At 38.3% G+C, this 19822-nt stretch carries 13 protein-coding genes; 6 read left to right on the top strand and 7 right to left on the bottom strand.

The annotated features are described in order from the left end of the window. Positions 1–127 precede the first annotated feature (127 nt). From QZ562_RS11835 to QZ562_RS11820, 4 genes are all read right to left on the bottom strand, one after another. A complete protein-coding gene (locus QZ562_RS11835) occupies positions 128–730 on the bottom strand; it encodes an ABC-type transport auxiliary lipoprotein family protein (RefSeq protein WP_293760168.1) in 603 nt (200 codons plus the stop codon). Position 731: 1 nt separating this feature from the next. Further along, a complete protein-coding gene (pqiB, locus tag QZ562_RS11830) occupies positions 732–2414 on the bottom strand; it encodes an intermembrane transport protein PqiB (RefSeq protein WP_293760166.1) in 1683 nt (560 codons plus the stop codon). Continuing rightward, complete coding sequence (locus tag QZ562_RS11825; protein ID WP_363315354.1) at positions 2411–3505, bottom strand: paraquat-inducible protein A; 1095 nt, start codon at positions 3503–3505, stop codon at positions 2411–2413. The genes pqiB and QZ562_RS11825 overlap by 4 nt, the downstream gene beginning before the upstream one ends. 174 nt (positions 3506–3679) lie before the next feature. Next, positions 3680–5074, bottom strand: a complete 1395-nt coding sequence (locus QZ562_RS11820) for an aminotransferase class V-fold PLP-dependent enzyme (RefSeq protein ID WP_293760164.1) — start codon at positions 5072–5074, stop codon at positions 3680–3682. Positions 5075–5307: 233 nt separating this feature from the next. Here QZ562_RS11820 and QZ562_RS11815 point away from each other — a divergent pair, with 233 nt between their 5' ends. Next, a complete protein-coding gene (locus QZ562_RS11815; RefSeq protein ID WP_293760162.1) occupies positions 5308–7428 on the top strand; it encodes a M13 family metallopeptidase in 2121 nt (706 codons plus the stop codon). 61 nt (positions 7429–7489) lie between these two features. Here the strand turns inward: QZ562_RS11815 and QZ562_RS11810 are convergent, their stop codons facing one another. Continuing rightward, positions 7490–8611 (bottom strand): zinc-binding dehydrogenase, encoded by a 1122-nt coding sequence (locus tag QZ562_RS11810; protein ID WP_293760160.1) that lies wholly within the window; start codon positions 8609–8611, stop codon positions 7490–7492. Positions 8612–8871: 260 nt separating this feature from the next. On the opposite strand from QZ562_RS11810, the gene QZ562_RS11805 reads away from it, so the two are divergent. The 3 genes from QZ562_RS11805 (at position 8872) to QZ562_RS11795 (ending at position 13041) form a co-directional block, all read left to right on the top strand. Next, positions 8872–10260 carry an amidohydrolase family protein gene (locus tag QZ562_RS11805; RefSeq protein WP_293760158.1) on the top strand — a complete coding sequence of 463 codons (1389 nt, stop codon included), beginning with the start codon at positions 8872–8874 and terminating at the stop codon, positions 10258–10260. Positions 10261–10865: 605 nt separating this feature from the next. Beyond that, a complete protein-coding gene (locus QZ562_RS11800) occupies positions 10866–12410 on the top strand; it encodes a leucyl aminopeptidase family protein (protein WP_293760156.1) in 1545 nt (514 codons plus the stop codon). Between the two features lie 265 nt (positions 12411–12675). After that, a complete protein-coding gene (locus QZ562_RS11795; protein WP_293760154.1) occupies positions 12676–13041 on the top strand; it encodes a hypothetical protein in 366 nt (121 codons plus the stop codon). Positions 13042–14315: 1274 nt separating this feature from the next. Here the strand turns inward: QZ562_RS11795 and asnS are convergent. Then, positions 14316–15713, bottom strand: coding sequence for an asparagine--tRNA ligase (gene asnS, locus QZ562_RS11790; protein ID WP_293760152.1), 1398 nt, complete (start codon positions 15711–15713; stop codon positions 14316–14318). A 1218-nt stretch (positions 15714–16931) separates the two neighbouring features. Between asnS and QZ562_RS11785 the strand changes: the two genes are divergently transcribed. Next, positions 16932–17096, top strand: coding sequence for a hypothetical protein (locus tag QZ562_RS11785; protein WP_293760150.1), 165 nt, complete (start codon positions 16932–16934; stop codon positions 17094–17096). A 138-nt stretch (positions 17097–17234) separates the two neighbouring features. Here QZ562_RS11785 and QZ562_RS11780 read toward each other — a convergent pair whose 3' ends face one another. After that, positions 17235–18749, bottom strand: coding sequence for an AMP-binding protein (locus QZ562_RS11780; RefSeq protein WP_293760170.1), 1515 nt, complete (start codon positions 18747–18749; stop codon positions 17235–17237). 322 nt (positions 18750–19071) lie between these two features. Between QZ562_RS11780 and QZ562_RS11775 the strand changes: the two genes are divergently transcribed. Next, complete coding sequence (locus QZ562_RS11775) at positions 19072–19605, top strand: DUF6817 domain-containing protein (RefSeq protein WP_293760148.1); 534 nt, start codon at positions 19072–19074, stop codon at positions 19603–19605. Positions 19606–19822: the final 217 nt, after the last annotated feature.

The raw sequence follows: 19822 nt of genomic DNA, 5'->3' as shown, positions 1-19822 counted from the left end.
TAGTATAACCAATAAAACCAAATAAATTAGCAACAAGGATCTGTCGGTTTAACTCTGAATTACTGGACTGCACCACACCATTACTTAAATAATTATAAATCAGTTTTTTAACATTCATAAACATTCTCTAATTATTCGGCGGAGCCGCAATATCCGTTTCAATTTGTTTTGCCAAGCGGGTAATCAATGTCCTTAATTGTTTAACAGCATGAGAATATCCATCCTGCTTTAATTCTGATTCAAAAAAGAATGAATGACTCGATGCCACGACGCTTTTTCTTTGATTGGTTGAAGTCATGTTTTCTGACAACCAATATTGCCCAGAACTTACAACAGTCGATACATCGGTGGCATGGAAATGCTCTAGTGTGATAGCAACGGAAGTCACAGCAAGCGACACATTGGGTGACGATGAAGCAACGTAGTTGCGTTGGCCAGCAACATTCAAATCTTTTAACAAGGCATTGTAAAATGAGGCTTGTAATTTTTCAGCCCACACGTCTTGGTGCGAGTAATGAAGTTCATGTTGGCCAATCTGCATAACTAGGCTTGATTGTTGTAAATAGTCTGCAACATTGATTAACTGCAAAACAACGGTAGGTTTTGACTCATCAACTGGATGCGACACGTTATTATCTGGAGTATGTAATAAGTAATAGTGCACACTTAGTGGTTTAGACGTGCAGCTACTCAATAACGCCATGCATAAACAAATCATTACTGTTTTCATATTAATTTTGCGCTCCTTCATCAAGGTTTACTTTAGCCTTGGGGACCAATCTTGGACCATTGCCATCAGTAAAAATGAAACTATTGGGTGTGCTATTGAGCTGTAACAGTAAAGGCTGTAAATCCTTTAGTGTGCTTTGCAATGACTGCATGGTGCGATTGACCTCTTTGTAAGTCTCAGAATCGGCTGAGAAATCTTTGCTTAAAGTGGATAAATTTTCAAGGGTTTGAGTCAACGCATTGCTGACTTTGTCTTCATGCACAGCGGTTAGTAGACGTTCGGCAGAGTTTGCTGTGTCTTGAAGTGCTTCTGCTGCCTGCGCTATTTGTGACAACGTATTATTAGCGTTATCAGAAATAGCTTTTAGTTTGATTTCGTTAATGTTGTCTAATATAGCAGTAACCTTAGCGGTGATTTCCGAGAATTCTCCTGTCATGGTGGGAACAACCTCAAAGCCTAGCAAACTTTGAGATTCAAAAGTGGGCGCGTCAGGATAATGCTGCAAGTCAACAAACAAGGCGCCGGTTAAAAGATTACCTGTTTTTAATGTTGCACGCAGACCTTGCTCAATCCAAAGAGTGGTTTGTTTGCGAACAAATTCTAAGCCAATTGCATCGTCTGGTTGTCGCACTCTGCCGGGTTGAATGCTGATGACCACTGGTATGTCATAGCCTTGCCTGAGTAAGTGATCTTGGTTGTTATCCAAAGAGTTAATTGATATCACCTTACCTACCATCAACCCTCTGTATTCTACCGGCGCACCGACCTGTAAACCACGGATGGTATCTTTGACTAGGATGACGTATTGGGCACTCAATTTATAACGTTCTTCTGATGCCAACTCGTAAGAGGGATGGATATCAAAAAAACTACGTTCGTTAATCGTTTTGCCCACGGGCATTCCTTCTGGTATACCAAATGTGACCCCGTTCGTGAGTAGGGTTTCTAAGCTGCCGGTGTTGACTGTTACACCGCTGGCACCTAGTTTCATTTGAACACCACTGATATCCCAAAACTTGGTGTTGTCAGTAATAAGCTTATGATAGGGAGCTTCAATAAACGTATTATAATAAACCACTCGTTCATCGAAGTTAAAATAGATATCTTCAAATTCACCTACTTTGATGCCTTTATAAACGACCGGATCGCCTTTTTTATAAGTAAATTCGCTGTTACTGTTTAGCGTGACATGTAAACCTGGTGTGCCAGCTGGCGTTACTGGTGGGGCTACAAGAGCAATAAAATCTTCACTCATTTGCTGTTCCCATCCAGGTGCCATATTGATGTAAGGGCCCGATAAAATAGTACCTAAACCCGATACACCACTAAGTGATACCCTCGGTGAAACAATCCAAAATTGATTGTCAGAATGAAGAATTGGCGCAACCTTTTTATCCATTCTGACAGTGACTAACACACCGCTTAAGTCTTCGGTAAGCTTTATATCTTTGACTAATCCTATATCTACATCACGAGTTTTTATCTTCGTTTTTCCTGCTTCGAGCCCAGTTGCCGTTTTGAATTCAATCGTGATAAGCGGGCCTTGGTTGCTCCATTGGTAATACACCATCCATAGACCAATAAAGAAGGCAACGGTCGGTACTATCCAAATTTTTGACACTGTTCTGACAGGTTTTACTAAGGCTTCTTCAGGAAGTGTCGCTTGCTGGGGCTCCTGGCTCATACTGTTTTTTCTCCAACTTTTAGATTTTCTGGTTGATACCATATGAGTCTTGAGTCAAAAGACATAGCTGCAAGCATAGTGCAAACTACCATGCCACAAAATGCCAGCGCTGCATGGCCTGGTAGTATATTCATAATGTTTCCTAATTGGATTAAGCTAACTAGGATCGCCACCACAAAAACATCAATCATCGACCAGCGGCCCACAAACTCAGTGACACGGTACCAAAAAATTCTTTCACTACTCGCATGTTGATGTCTGGCTTGAACTGAATAATTTAACCAAAATAAGATAATAATTTTTGCCGCAGGAACAAATAAACTAGCAATAAAAATAATGATGGCAATTGGATATGATCCCATTTTCCAGAGTAATACAATACCACCTAAAATAGTGCTGGGCTGCTCAGTGCCTAAAACATTGGTATGCATTATTGGTAAAATATTTGCTGGGATATACAACAATACTGAGGTGAACAATAATGCCCAAGTTGTTTGAATGCTATGATTGGGGTTAATCGGTCTATGTTCTTCTTGTATTTCATCATCGAACAACAGATTGAGTTGATATTTGTCCACATATAATAATGTTAACGTCATGGATACGGTGAAAAGTAAGTAAGCGTAGAATGATAAACCTAACCCAATATCTGCCATTGAAATAATTTTAATTAAGCTCACCAATACACCAATCAAAAAGATTTCAGCCATGGTCCAAGGAAGTAACATAAATAAGGTTTTTATCACTAACCTGGCTTTTTTTGGGCGTAGACCCAAGCTTAGGGGTACTAACAAATATAATAAACCAATCAACACAAATGCCGGAAGTATTAACACCGCTGTCACCTGAACTAACGCAAGCAACGCATAGTCTTTTTCAACTAAAATCCAAAGGCTACCGAGCATATCGATCGATTGATATTGACCACTAGCGCTAAATGACAGAAATTTAAACGGCAGGGATGCGATCAAAAATATAAGTGAAGTGATCGCCATAGCGATTATGCGTTGCGAAGCATTATGATGATAAACAGTTAACTGCAAACCACATCGTGGACACACAGCCGATTGCTTGTGGGTTAATAAAGGCAATTTAACTCGATAGTCACACTCATGGCATAACATAGTGTGTGACTTCGAATTTATAGTGATTGTTTTAATTGTTTCGCTCTGTAATGTTGATGCAATCAATTTTTGAAACATTATTAAACATTAATTTTGCGCAAAATGCAGTTATATTAAATAGTTAACATGGAATTTTAGGTGTTATATTTCTAACGCTTGGCTTCGTGCTTTTAAAAATGCGTCTACTGAGCGCCGTATATCTTGCTCGGTTGTTGCCCAAGAACAAAGGCTAATACGTATCACACTTTTCTTGTTCCAAGTCGATCCACCACACCAACATTCGCCTGATTGTTGCACTAAATATAATGTTTTTTGAGTCAGTTGCTCTGTTTCACAGCTAATGATGATTTGATTAAAGACAACTTCATTTAATATTATAAAACGATTATCGGCTAATAAACGTGCGAAAAAAATTGCACGTTTATGCAGCTGTTCTATCAATTCAGCTATGCCATTACGGCCTAAATATTTCATGGCTGCCCAAAGTTCGATGGCTCGGGCACGTTTTGACATTTCAGGGGTATACAACAATCCATCGCGTTGCTCGCTGAGCTGAATATAACTGCCTTGCTGGTGTAAGGCGCTGGTTAAAGCCTCAGTATCTTTGCACAACACAATGCCACAATCATAGGGAGTGTTCAGTGTTTTGTGAGCATCTACTGACCATGAATCAGCTAACTCCATGCCTTTGGTTTGTTCATCAAACATACTGGATGCTTTAGCCCACAATCCAAATGCGCCATCTATGTGCACCCAAGCTTGTGCTTTGTTTGCCAGCTGACAAAGCTTGGTAAAGTCATCAAAGGCACCTGAATTTACGTTGCCTGCTTGTAACACCAAAATGCAACTTTGGTCTAATTCGGGCATTTTTTCGACTATCATCCGACCTTGGTTATCACAATCTACCCACTCGATTGATGCCTGTCCAAAGCCCAACAAACTGATAGATTTAGCTACGGTGCCGTGTGTTTGTTTACCTAATATTAAACGAATTTTTGGTGCACCAAATAAGCCTTGCTGGTTAACATCCCAGCCTAAGGTTTGTAGCTGGCGAAATCTTGCTGCCGCGAGCCCTGATAAAGTTGCAATTGACGTGCCGCTGACAAACCCTGCCGCGGTTTGCTCAGGTAGAGAAAATAGTTGATTAAGCCAACGTTGACAAACACTTTCTAACTTAGAGGCTATGGGTGACATCACATATAAAGCTGTATTTTGATCCCACACGTCCGACAACCACTTAGTGGCTAAAGTAACAGGCAGGGCATTACCGTTTACAAACCCAAAATAACGCCCTCCAGTTTGGGCAACCGTATTGACTGAACCTACCTCGCTAAGTAGCTCTAGTAATAAAGCTGGATCACTCGTTTCCATAGGCAGTGGTTCGTCAAAAACAGACAGTTTCCCAAGGCTTTTTTCATTTGGGAATACTCGCTGTCTTGGGATGTTGTCAATGTATTCAAACGCACTTTTTTGAGCTTGTGTAAGCAGCTCTTTAGTATTTTGTTGTTCAAGCAATTCATCTTGCAGCTTGTTCATTTTGGCTCCTCATGGCTTAAATTTATTATGACGTTTAAAGCTAAGTTGTAACAGATACAAATTTCTTGATCGAGATACATAGTTTAACCACGGAATAGACCCAACAGACAAATTCATTTACATATTAGAGTTGCAATAGGATTTATTTATCTTTTAAATAAGTGACATATGGTTCTTGAATATCCAAGACCGTCAATCTTGTTTTACATAATATGACAATAGTTGGAACATTAATGAAGAAGATAATGAGAAGAACACTTAGAAGAACATTAACAAGAACACTAACAAGTGCCGCTATTGCTTCAGTATTTTTACTGAGCGCATGCAGCAAACAGATTGAGCAACAACAAACTAATATGGCCGATGAAACGCCTAGTGAAGACACGATTAAAAAATCTGCTGAGTTGGGTAGTTTCGGTATTGAACTTGATGCTAGAGATGAATCGGTTAAGCCGGGTGATGACTTTTTTAAATATGCTGGCGGTACTTGGTATAAAAACTTTGAAATGCCCAGTGATAAAACTCGTTTTGGTGCATTTGATAAGTTAGCAGAACGCAGCGAGGCACAAATTAAAGCGTTAGTAGAAGAAATAGTTCAAAGCACAAATTTAAATCCTGAGCAGCAGATGGTTGCAAATTTTTATACTGCTTACATGGACACAGATGCTGCTAATGCAAAAGGCCTCACGCCTATTGCCTCGATATTAGAAAAAATTAATAATATAAAAAATAAACAAGCTTTGACTGCTGCTTTTGGTTCTGCATGGTTAGATGGTTCAATTAGCCCTATTAGTGGAGGTCTGTGGTTTAACCGCCTAGACCCAGATCAATATGAAATGTCTGTAGGAGTAGGTGGATTAGGTTTGCCTGACCGCTCTTATTACCTTGAAGATTCAGAGCGTTTCATAGACATTCGTAACGCCTACGTGGAGCATATTGCACAAATATTAAGTTTTACCAATGTTGAAAATGCCGCTGAAAAGGCCCAGCAGGTACTCGAGCTAGAAACCAAAATAGCTGAAGTACAATGGCCTCGTGAAAAACGTCGTAATCGTGACCTTTCACTTAATCAAATAGAACGTGAAAACCTCACTGATACCTACCCGGGATTTAATTGGGACTCTTATTTTGCTGAAACTGGTTATAAAATACCTCACCTAAATATATCGCAACCTCAGCCTGTCAAAGACGTGATTAAAGTCATAAGTGAGCAACCGCTTGAAGTATGGAAAGACTACATGACTTATCATACGGTTTCTAACCATGCGTCATTTTTGTCTGATGATGTTTTTACCGCTAACTTCGCGTTTTTTGGTAAAATCTTAAATGGCCAGCAAGAGCCGCGTCCACGTTGGAAGCGAGCTATATCTGATATGTCCGGTACTCAGTCTCTCGGTTTTGTCATCGGCAAAACATATGTTGATAAACATTTCCCTGCAAGTTCAAAATCACAAATGGCTGAGTTAGTTAAAAACTTACGAAAAGCGCTCGCAGATCGTATCGAAGATTTAGATTGGATGGGGGCAGACACTAAGGTTAATGCTCAAGCTAAGCTTGCTGCTTTTGTTCCCAAAATTGGTTATCCAGATGAATGGCAAAGTTTTGAAGGTTTAGAGATAAAAGCAGACGACCTGTTGGGAAATATGGTGCGTATGCGTGTGTTTTTTCGCGAAGACAGTATTACTAAAGAATTACAGAAAACCGACCGTAACCGATGGGGAATGGCACCACAACGAGTGAATGCTTATTACAACAGTTCCTTTAACGAAATCGTTTTCCCAGCAGCAATTTTACAGCCACCGTTCTTCGATCCAAACGCAGATGCGGCCGTCAACTATGGCGGTATAGGTGCAGTAATTGGCCATGAAATGGGGCATGGTTTTGATGACCAAGGTTCTAAATCAGATGCTAATGGAATTCAACAAAACTGGTGGACTGATCAAGACAGAGCAGCATTTGACATTAAAGCTGACGCATTAGCTGCACAATACGATGCCTATGAGCCAATTGAAGGTAACTTTGTTAATGGTCGCAATAGCTTGGGTGAAAACATCGGTGATGTTGGTGGCTTGTCTATGGCTTATCATGCTTATAAACTTAGTTTAAACGGTGAAGAAGCCCCAGTTATTGATGGTATTACGGGTGATCAACGTTTCTTTTTAGCTTGGGCGCAAGTATGGCGTGAAAAACGAACTGAGCAAAGCATGTTGTCACAATTAAAAGGGGGTACTCATGCTCCTGGCCGCTATCGTACGTTGGCACCACGGAATCACGACGCTTGGTATGATGCCTTTAACATACAACCTGAAGATGCTCTTTATCTAGCGCCTGAAGATCGTATCCGTATATGGTAAACGTAAGTTAAAATAATTTAATTAGCTTTAATAAAAGGGCGCTTTATGCGCCCGTTTATTTTTAAGCTTTTGACGGGGTAATTAAATATTTTTCACCCGTCTTTTTAGCATTGTATTTGTGAACAGTTTCAGGCTGCATCGCCTCTTCTAGGCTCAGCTCCTCAGTAAAAGCAGAAGCAAACGTAGTATTGATTTCATTTGCTACTTTTTTGTGTAGCTCAGCAACTTGAGCAGGGGCTAATTTGCCCAAGAAGCGCATAAGAAGCCAACCGCCGATTCCCCATGTCATACCGTAAGCACGGTTGAGCAAGGTAGGAGAAAAATCTAAACCTCCATAAATATATACTTGTTTGTTTGCATCTGAACCGTAAGTGTTAAAACCAACCGCGTCTTTACTGCCTACTGCTTCCATTGCAGTTAGTATATCACTGACTAAATCGCCGCCACCAATAGCATCGAAAGCAAGAGTGGCACCTGTTTCATTAATTGCTTTATATAAATCAGCCTTAAAGGTGGGACTAGAAGAATCACAAATATGTTTAGCGCCAATGTCTTTAAGTATGTCAGTTTGTTGTTGGTTTCGTACAACATTTACTAATGGTACGTTTTCTGCCAAGCAAATTTTATTAAGCATTTGACCCAATGCTGAAGCGGCGGCGGTATGAACTAAACCAGAATGTCCTTCCATACGCATTGTCTCAACCATACCCAATGCAGTTAGTGGGTTCACAAATGATGATGCTGCATCTTTTGCTGTGGTGCCTTCATTATGCACAATACATGCTTGCATCGGCACACAACAATATTCGCTGTATACAGCTCCTGATAACACACCCACTGTTTTGCCCAATAAAGCCTGTGCAGCAGGATGCTCGCCAGCTGCAACTACAACACCAGCACCTTCGTTACCAATAGGTAATACCTGATCTAAACGTGACTTTATACGTGGCAATATGCCTTTGTGTACCGGCGCCGTCATAACTTTTTTGTCAATGTCATAACTGGCCTCAGCTAAATTAGCAGGACCAAACATTGGCCACATATCTGAAGGATTGATAGGAGCTGCTTCAATACGAACAATGACTTCATGAGCCTTAGGCGTTGGCACATCACGTTCAATTAGTGATATTCTGAGTTGGCCGTCTGATGTTATTTGAGTAAAGAGTTGTTTAGATGTTTTCATTATTATTTTCTCTTGTTGAATATGTAACTACGAAGTTAACCGAACACGTTCAATTACACTATTTTAATGGTGAACATAGATGGATAATTTATATGTATGGGAATGTTGTATCGGCAATTCAATGTCTTAATTTCATTTCACAGAATAATCCTTAAGACAGATATTATTGCTTTTGAGTTGCAGAGTTGAGGGTTTATGCTTTCCAGTTATCTTGTTTCCAGTTATCTTTGTACCATTCATTTACTAATTAGAATAGTTATATGACCAGCAACGTCTCTATCAAGTCTTTATTTTTTAATCTCATGTTTTGTTGTTGTTTACTTGTTATTTCTTTGTCTTTAGCTGCTCAGGATAAAGCTTTAGTAGGAGGTAGGCTGATAGATGGGTTTGGACATCAACCAATTGCCAACAGTGTTATTCTTATTAAAAATGGGATGATTGAAAAGGTTGGTACAATAGAAACGCTTAATGTACCTGATGGCTATCAGATCATTTCAACTGAAGGAATGGATGTTTTACCCGGATTATGGGAGAGCCACGCACATTTAATGTTAAACGGCCATTCTGACTATTCCCATTGGGATAAAGCTTATGCCGACAAATTGGGTACTGAAATTATGCCTGCCAGTGCTGTGCAATTATTGTTAGCGGGTATCACTAGTGCAAGAGATTTAGGCGCGCCATTAAAAGAGTCTGTTGATATAAAAACAAAAATTGAAAAAGGTGAAATTCCAGGTCCTCGTTTATATGTCTCAGGCCCCTTCATTCAGCATCAGGCTTACCCTGGAACAGAAGCTTTTAGATGGGGAGTAGACAATCCGATAGATGCAAAAAATAAAGTGAATCAGCTTGCAGATGCGGGCGTTGATATTATAAAACTTATTGACCACGATATGATGAGCTTGGAAACCGCGCAAGCCGTGGTTAATCATGCACATCAACGAAACCTTATTGTAGTCGCGCATTCACACAAACCTGACGAAATAAGGCGAGGCCTAGAAATTGGAGTTGATAATTTTGAGCATACTGGCTTAACAACAGCACCTGCTTATCCTGATGATATTATCGAGCAACTCATTGAGCGCACAGCTAAAGGGCGGGTAGCTGGTGGTCCTTTGTATTGGACCCCCACGGTAGAGGGTTTATGGAATTACGACTTGACCGTCGCTAATCCTGAAAGATTAGATAATAAATGTTGGCATAGAGGGTTACGGCCAAGCACAGTAAAAGACATTCAAGGCTCTTTAAAGAACTTGGGTCAATTGGATTACATGCAACTTACACCATTACGTAAACCTACGCTTAAAAATAAAGTGAAACAGCTTAGAGCTGCTGGTGTTGTTATGCTAATAGGAACTGATAGCGGTATACCCACTAAATTCCATTGCCAGAGTACATGGAATGAAATGGCATTTTGGGTTGATGAATTAAATATATCATCGATGGATACCATCAGAGCTGCAACTTACTGGCCAGCTGTACTTATGAACGTTAATGATAAATCAGGTACTGTTACTGAAGGAAAATACGCTGATATTATTGCAGTAAAAGGGGACGTTCTTCGCTACATTAATTTACTCCAAAATGTAGATATGGTGATGAAAGGTGGCAAGGTTTATAAACTTGATGGCAAAGCGACGTTAGATTAAATACTAACAGTTTCCGTAATATGCTGATGTGTGTTTCCTGCGCGCACCAGCATATTGTAACTGTTGTATTGTTTGGATTAGCATCCACCATCACATTGCTCCTGATTTAGAACGTGTTATGGAGTCAAAATGGAAATACGTTTATTTGTAAAAATGGTTGGAACTTCTATTATATTTTACATCTTTGCGCTGCCATTATGGGTAGTGTCGCAAATCCTTTTTTAATATCTGGATTGATGCTGGAGCCGATGTCAACAGGCAGAATTAAAAGAGTCACAAAAACACATGTCCTTATTCAAACCTCAAACCTCAAACCTCAAACTTCAAACGTCATCAAATAACATTATAGTGATTCTAATTGTTTATTATTAGAGGCATAAAAAACAGTTAATAAGTAGTTAAAAAGTAGTTAATAAGTAGTTTACAAGTAAGTAGTTAGCAATAAGTTAACAAGTTAAATCTGACACTATTTTACAGAAAGACTCAATAATATTTATTATTTGTCATCGGAAAAAACGATGTCTTATGTAACTTTAACAGTATTTAAGTTGAAGCTATAAACCTATAAAATCATGTTTGCTTTGATAAACAGGTATATGAAATAAATGAAATTTACACGGTTAGCACTTCTTTCAATTGGTATGGCGAGTTTTACCACTCCACTTTTAGCAACATCTTCCTTTGAGTTTGCCACTTCAGTTTCCATAGATAAAAAAAGTCATGTGGTATTTATCAACGACGTTAAAGATTTGGATGGTATGCCACAAATTTTAGACCAAGTATCAATGGGTCAATTAAGCAAACTAATAGCGCTTAATAAATTTACCGCAGAAAAAGGTAAAACATTGCATGTGCAAATGATTGGCGCTGCAGATTCTTTATTACTTGTAGGCACTTATGATGAAGACGGATTAAGTGCCCCAGAGCTACAAGATTTAGGGGGTAAAATAGCTAGCTCATTAAATTCAACTAAAGAAATGCTAGATATCGCGGTGCATGTGCAAAGTTTGGAAACGACCGAAGCATTTCCAAGTGCGCACATCGCTTACGGTTATCACCTAAGACATTATAGTTTCGACCGCTATAAAACAAAAAAGAGTCAAGGTGCCTCTAAAGTGATGCTAGTCGATATCAATGCTGATAGTGCTGCAAATTTATATCATTCTGATTTGGCATTCATAGCACAAGGTGTTCACTTAACCCGTGACTTGGCAACAGAACCGGGTAAAAACATGTTTCCGCAAGCCTTTGTTGATGTGGTGAAAGCTAAATTCAAAGGGATCAAAAATGTGGATATTGATGTGCTTGATATGCGAGACATTAAAAAGTTGAAAATGGGTGCTTTAGAAGGTGTGGGGCAGGGTTCTGTTAATGATCCTCGTTTCTTAATTATTAATTATCGTGGTTCAAAAAAATCGGATGCCCCTTTAGCACTCGTTGGAAAAGGGATTACATTTGATACAGGTGGCATTAGCTTAAAGAAGAATACTGGTATGTGGGCTATGAAGTCAGACCTATCAGGTGCAGCAGCAGTTGCAGGTACCCTTTATGCTAGTGCTCAACGCGGTGAAAGTATCAATTTGATTGGTTTAATGCCACTGGCTGAAAACATGCCAAGCCAAGATGCAATTCGCCCTGGAGATGTGTTAGAAACGATGAAAGGCGTGAGTATTGAAGTTATCAGTACTGACGCAGAAGGGCGTTTGATCTTAGCTGATGCCGTTTATTACGCACAGCAAATATATAAACCTAAAATGTTGTTAAATATAGCTACGTTAACAGGCTCTGCTGGTAGGGCGCTGAGTGATGAATACGCGGCAGTCATTACCAGAGATTTTGAGTTATCCCAAAAAATGATGGACGTTGGTGAGCGCTCAGGAGAAATGGTATGGCCTTTACCGTTGCATGCTAATCACTTTAAGCAAATAGAATCACCCATTGCTGATATTAAAAATTCGGGTGCGGGTAATCCTGGTGCAAGTATCGGAGCTGCTGTTGTGGCTACTTTTATTGATGAAGATTTACCGTGGGTGCATCTAGATATTGCTGGAGTAGACTGGTTAGATGCAGATATTGATGTCGCGCCAAAAGGCAGTCAAGGTTGGGGTGTTCGCTTTATGGATCAGTTGGTCCGAGATCACGCTAATTAAATGTATTTCATATAGAGGCTAAAACTTCTCGATTTTGTTACTAGTCTTTTTCAGTAGATAAAGGGCTTTAGTATTAACATTTTGTAGTCTAGATAACATGATGTTTCTATATTATTAAAGCCGCTAAAAAACGCTTACCAGATATTTTTAAATGTCAGTTGGATGTGATTAATCATATTATTCTTATTTATTTTATTTAATTTAATTGTGGGTATAGTTAATACAGCATAGTAACTAACCAAATAAAACTAAATTGAAGCCTATCATGATGCTTGAAACACTGTCATTCATCTCTTCCAAACTCCAATGGTTAAGGCCTGTTGTGATGTTGTTTGGATTAATTTTTCTTGGCCTGTTTTGCTCCTCTTTATTCGATATTGGGCATTTTATTGAAGAGGTATACCTGATACCCAGTTTGGCTGGTCTTATATGGAGTGTGTTATTTTTTATTCTGATCAATGCCTTTGAAAACATTCCTATTAAGCCCGACAGAAAGTTTGCATTTTTTTCCAAGATGAAATATTGGTTTGTTAGGTTGGGATACAAAATATTATCAGTCATTTTTTTGTTGATGTCTGTTGCGGGACTCATTTTAAGCTTTAGATTGTTCAGCGTTTGGTTCACTCAATAAAGTAAATAAGTAGCATCAAATGCAGTAATCAATCATGGTTTGTTTGAAGATACAAAAAAGCCCCCTTAATAATTAAAGGGGCTTCATGTTTTATTCTTGGCAAGTTAATAACGTCATGAACATTCAGCCTAGTTGTTGCATAACCGGCTAAACTTTCAAAACCTAAATCGAAAACAAATTAAGAGGGCGAACCGTGCCCCATGCAAAGAAGTATCACCCATGACCATCATCTTCTTGTTCAAAGTTCATTTTGGCATAACGACGGTGAAACACTTCAGTACGTTTTACGTAGTGAATCATCAATAATTTTAACAATGTCAGATATTAATAAGTCCATCTCGGTGGCCACTTTATTATGGTCACTAGCCGCATATAAAATATACTTATGCGGATACCTACTGTAATTAAATCAAAAATTCAAAGTTGTTGAAAATAGGTGATGTTTTGCGATGTCGTCATGAAATACAAAGTAGACATTGCGAATCTCTGTTATTACAAAATATTGGCCTGAAGATGCCATTACTGAAACTAGTCGCCCCTTATTCATTAAGAATATCTTCCAAGGAATAAGAAGTAATATTGAGAAAGGCTGCCGTTTCTTTTTTAGACGCATCTGGGGTGTTCCAGCCTTTTGGAGTATAAGATCGGTCCATCGTTGTTCAATCAATAAAGCGTATAATGGTGTTAAACTCATCATAGAATTATTGCTGTTTCAATCCAGTATGAATTTCTACTGCATCCCAAAAAAACTCTTCATATTAATCTGTAGGAATATCACTTTTAAAGCTGCTTTTTGCAATTCGCATTGATCATAACGTTTCCTACGTTTTGGTGGGAATATCAGTTGGTTTATTGTTTGTATTGGGATTTTATGAGATTTATCTGGGGCAATAAAGTCATACAGAAGGTTATGATATGTAATTGGTTTTTAATCGCCTACATTATTGTCTTTAATACTAAGATAGCTATAAAGAATGTCGTATTTTCATTAAGCAAGTTAGTTAACAGTGTAAATATTTTAGGCTTGGACACATGTTGTGTAAGATTTTTAATCAATCAAAATAAAGGCACCGGCGCAACTATAAAATATGCTGCCTTGTACTCTGATTAGCTAGGGTAAAAGGCTAGATTCGATGTATTAGTGATAAAAAATTCACAAGACATATAATGACTCTATAGGTCGTATGTTGTTTTTAAGGCCAAAGGAAAACTGCGTCATAAAACAAAAAAGCCACCTATAAGTGGCTTTATCAATGCTTTACAGCACCCTATGATTAATAACTTGCGTTTCCCGGTGTTCTTGGAAAAGCAATGACGTCACGAACATTTTGCATACCCGTTACATAAGCAACTAAACGTTCAAAGCCTAAGCCAAAACCAGAGTGGGGCACCGTACCGTATTTACGTAAATCGCGATACCAGCTGTAGTCTTCAGGGTCGAGATTCATTTCTGCTAAACGACGGTCAAATACGTCAAGACGTTCTTCACGTTGAGAACCACCAATAATTTCACCAATGCCTGGTGCTAATACGTCCATAGCAGCCACTGTTTTGCCGTCGTCATTAATACGCATGTAAAACGCTTTTATGTCTTTGGGGTAGTTTTGCATGATGATAGGTGCGCCAACATGTTCTTCTGCTAAGTAACGTTCATGCTCTGAAGATAAATCTACGCCCCAGCTGACAGGGAACTCAAACTTTTTACCACAGTTTTGCAAAATCTCAATGGCTTGCGTGTAATCCATACGGACAAAATCTTGGTCTATCACTTTTTCTAAACGAGATATGGCTTCTTTATTGATACGCTCAGCAAAAAAGGCCATATCGTCTGGTCGCTCTGCTAATACTGCTTTGAATACGTATTTTAACAAGTCTTCAGACAATTGAGCAATATCGGCTAGATCAGCAAAAGCTACCTCCGGTTCTATCATCCAAAACTCAGCCAAGTGTCGGCTAGTATTAGAATTTTCAGCTCTGAAAGTAGGACCGAATGTATAAATTTTTGACATGGCAGTGGCATAAGTTTCGCCATTTAACTGGCCTGAGACAGTTAGAAATGTTTCTTTGCCAAAAAAGTCTTGGCTGTAATCTACCTCGCCTAGTTGAGTTTTGGGAACATTTTGCAAGTCTAAAGTAGATACTCTAAACATCTCACCCGCGCCCTCGGTATCACTACCTGTCAAGATTGGGGTACTTACCCAACAATAACCTTGTTCATAAAAAAAACGGTGAATGGCCTGAGATAAGCAGTTGCGAACACGTGTAACCGCACCGCCTACGTTCGTTCGAGCACGCAAATGTGCATGTTCACGCAAATATTCAAGACTATGGCGTTTAGGAGCCATAGGATAAGTGTCAGGATTTTCTACCCAACCAATTATGTCGACTGTTGAAGCTTCGATCTCTAATGATTGACCTTTACCTTGTGATTCCTTCAAAGAACCTGTCACCACAAGTGAACAACTTGTAGTAAGCTTTTGGATGTCAGAGTAGTTTTCAATGGAGTTCATTGCAATCACCTGAATAGGGTCAAAACAACTACCATCGTGTAAAGCAATAAAAGATAAACCTGCTTTTGAATCACGGCGAGTTCGAACCCACCCTTTAACTGTAACTTGGTCACCAACTGAATGTTTACCGGCAAAAATGTCTGCCACCGGGGCGTGCGCCATCTACTTCTCTCCACTTGTGTTTAAATATTTAAGGTCTTTCGACTCTTCATACTTATTTTACTTATTATATTTGCAATATTCGTCTTAACTTATAGTCATGTGTTTATTGTCAAATTTTAACCCACAAAATTTAGACATGTAGCAGTAAAGTAGACAACAAACGTTATGATTTTGGTTTTAGTCGAAACTACACAATGTTACTACATTTATGTATGCAGTTTGCTTGACAGTTTTCGCAATCTTACTCAGGTAGCGCCTAGACTCAAGAAAAATCGTCAATAAACATGGTAATTCAAACATTTATCAAGCAAATGAAATATACGTACACGTTATAAAAACTGCCCTCAACAGAATAAAGTTAGCACAACAGGATTATTGGTATCTTAATATATGATTTTTTATCAGTATTTTAGGGGCGTTTGTATAGTTTGTTGCTTTGATGATTTTTCATCTTGTTTACCTATAATCTGCTTCCGGTTTAGGGGGTGGGGTGGGGCATATAGTAGTGTAAATGATGGTTTAAAACACTCGCCGTGTCTTGATCTGGTTTGTCGTTATGCGAACTCATAAGTAAAATAGGGCTGAACATGAAACAAGAATGCAATCACGGTGAAGAAAACAAAACTGGTATTAACGATTATGTTTTGAATTGACTGTATTTGAGATTTATTTTTACTCAAAACTACTTTTTTAGATTAAAAGCAATTTCGCCACTTTAAAGTTCGTTAGTAGTTGCACTCGAATAGGCACTGCTTTTTGTCTACTACTTTAAATCCTTTTTTTTTCAAAAAATGTCATGGCAGTAATACTGACGTCAGCACTTAAATAGGCGATGTTTTGTTGCTGGGCTAAGATGTGAATATGCGTCATTAATGCTTCGCCTACCCTCTTGACATTGATACTGACGATGACAGAAAAAATGTTCAATATAACCATTTGTTTGTAAATCACTATAACTCAATATTTTTTCTCGTTAACACCAGCAACAGATCCGAGCTTTGCAAGCTTTTTATTCCCCAATATTTTATTGGATAGTGATGGCGACCAAGCGTCTAATTGTTTTTTGTTATAATGCTGAGCATTAACATGATTTACAGTTTGGTGAAAAAGGTGGCACATTTCATGTGGCTCACCTAAATGATAGGCTCTTATTTTCACTGTATTATTGAATATTCTAAAATGCTAGAAAACAATTGACCTGTTTAAGAGTTGTTGAGTGTGGTTCACGGCAGTGTATTGGCGTTGGGATTATTTGAAGAAGCGTCGATTAAAACGCGAGCTATCGAATTTACTCATCATCAAACAGGCTTATCCAATTCACCCTTTATTTATGTCACATTAAAAATATTGCATGGCAGGGACCATCAACAGAAAAAGCGCTAACAAAAATAGTATTAGATAATACTTATGAAGTAATACAATCACCGATTTCGCTGTCTGTTGAAGTCATAGACATCGATAAAGTGAGCTATTAGAGAAAAGAGATTGAGTGAAGGCTGGGAAAACATTGTTACTCCTGAATTAAAGTACTCGCAATCTCTGTTTGAAAATCTTGCCACTGTCTTCTCTTGGAAGTTTTGAATAAAGATTAAGTTTTCTCGGAAACTTAAAGCGAGCTAATTTACCATCTAAAAACTGATGTATTTGCTCAAGCGTGATAATTGTTGTGGGTCGACATTGCACTGCGGCGACAACTACTTCTCCAAACTCAGGATGTGGTTCGCCAAAAATAGCGCAATCGACTATGTCATGCATTTGAATCAATACTGATTCTATTTCGAGGGGAAATATGTTTACGCCACCTGAAATTATCATGTCTTTTTGACGATCATTAATAAACAAATAATCATCTTCGTCTAGATACCCAATGTCACCTACCGAAATATAATTTTGATAAGTAAATGCATTGCTATCGCCGTCAAAATTGGTGTAATCAAATTTACCAAACATAGGTAGGTCGATATAAATTAATCCTGATTGGTGTGGGCCTAATTCTTGTCTGTTTTCATTCAGTATCTTGATCTTGCCACCTGCAACTACTTTTCCTACAGAGCCTGGTTTGTGTAATGCTTCAGAAGATGATATCAAAGTCATAAATCCGATTTCACTGGCGCCATATGATTCATAAAATATCGGACCAAACCAGTTTATCATGGCACTTTTAATATCTGTAGGACAGGCAGAACCCGTGGAAAGTGCATACTTGAGGGAGCTTAAATCATATTTTTCACGGATAGTTTGCGGAAGCTTTAACAGTCGTATCATCATGGTTGGCACAATATAAATATGCGTGATTTTGTATTTGTCTATGGCATCCAAAAAATGTTCAGGTTCAAATTTTGTTGAGATATAAATATTAATATCTGATGCGGCAAGACTGCAAAGGCTCAATGTATTGGGGGCACTATGGTAGATAGGCGCCGCAAGATAAAAGCAGTCATTCGTGGTGAGTTGCATTAGAGATTGTGAGAGACTCTTATATACTGCATATCTATCAGCACTATCGTCATTTGTGTCGCGCTTAATGCCTTTGGGCCTGCCGGTGCTGCCAGAGGTATAGGCGAACATACCCCTAAAGGGTTTGGGTTTAGTATCAATTGGCTTAGCTGTTGTTAATGCTGACTCCATATCTAAGGCCATATCAGCTGTTCTACTTTGTAAATTTACATCAACATGATAACTTTTAACTACTTCAATTGGAGTAGGGAATGTAGCAATCATTATATTTTGAAGGTTTTGTTTTGCCAGTTGGTGAACTAGATCTACATGTGCAATCAGGATTTTTGAGCCAGAGTCTTGCACGATATGTTCAATTTCAGTCGGCACGGAATGCCAGTTAAGAGGGACAAAATAACAACCTAAATAGCGACAGGCTTGAATAACCTCTAAGTATTTAACATCGTTACGCATTAAAATCGCAATCGTGTCATTCTGTCTAATGCCTTGTTTCTGTAATATTGTGGCGAGTTTCTTAGAGTGATTTTCAAAGTCATTTCTAAGCGTCACGTTATCATTTAAATACAAATTCCCGTGCATTTTGTTATCCATTTTATTATCCATTTTTTTCATTTATTGTTGTCATTAAAATTTTGTATGCGGTCGATTATCTTGTTAGCAGAAGTGCTTATAAATTGATGACCTTATTATTTTCTGGATCTTTTTATTCGTCATTAATTCTAATTCAGCTGAGGATTTTGTTATTACTCACATTTAAGAACGAGCCTAACATATTATATTTTGTAGATGCCAATTCAGACAAAACCTGCCGATCTGCTCTGATTGCTGACCTTGCACTAGTAAAGTACATAACTAAGTATTATTCTGGGTAATGTTAGGTAATTTGTAAAAAGAGATAAAAATGGATGAAAAGTTTCGGCATTTAATTGAGCTTGGTGCCGGTGAGTTTGAACACGCAGATGGTACGCTTATTAATCATCTTGAAGGTACAAGATGTCTTTTAAAGGCTTGGAAAGCGTCAGAGGTTTTGCAAAACGCAGGTCTGTATCACGCGGCTTACGGAACGTTAAATTTAAAAAATATATTTGATATATCACAAAGAAAAGAAGTAGCAGGTGTTATTGGTCGTGACGTAGAAAATATTGTTTATCACTATTGCACTTGTGACAAAAATCTTTTTTTTGCTCAGTTTGGTCAGGTCGACCTACCTGTATTTTATGACCGTATAACAACTAAAAAATCATTTATTTCCAACGAGTTACTTCAACAATTATGTGAACTAAATGCTGCTAATAAAACTGAATTGGCTATAAATGATCCCTTTTTTGTCACTCGATATAGCTCTGAGCTTGCGGACTTATTTAGTCGCATGCATGTTTATTTAAGCTCTAGTGCCAAGCGAAAAATTCAACATGTTTTTACATCTCATTCATAAAATATTTTTATTACAGGTTAAATGGCTTTTTTTATAATTGTTCAAAAGCCGTTATGCTTATTAAAATAATAGTTAAAATGTTCGACAATAATAGCATTTTATTAAACCGACACATTTAAAACCAAGAAAAGTGTAGTCAAAAATATCTTTCTGCTAGGTCAGTAAAAGTTGTTAGAATTTAAGTCATTGTTTTGTCTTCTTCGACTTACTTACATGC

The organism is uncultured Paraglaciecola sp., assembly GCF_913058035.1.
Lineage (GTDB): Bacteria > Pseudomonadota > Gammaproteobacteria > Enterobacterales > Alteromonadaceae > Paraglaciecola.
The sequence above is the reverse complement of the archived record's forward strand: the minus strand, read 5'-3'. Positions and strand labels throughout refer to the sequence as shown.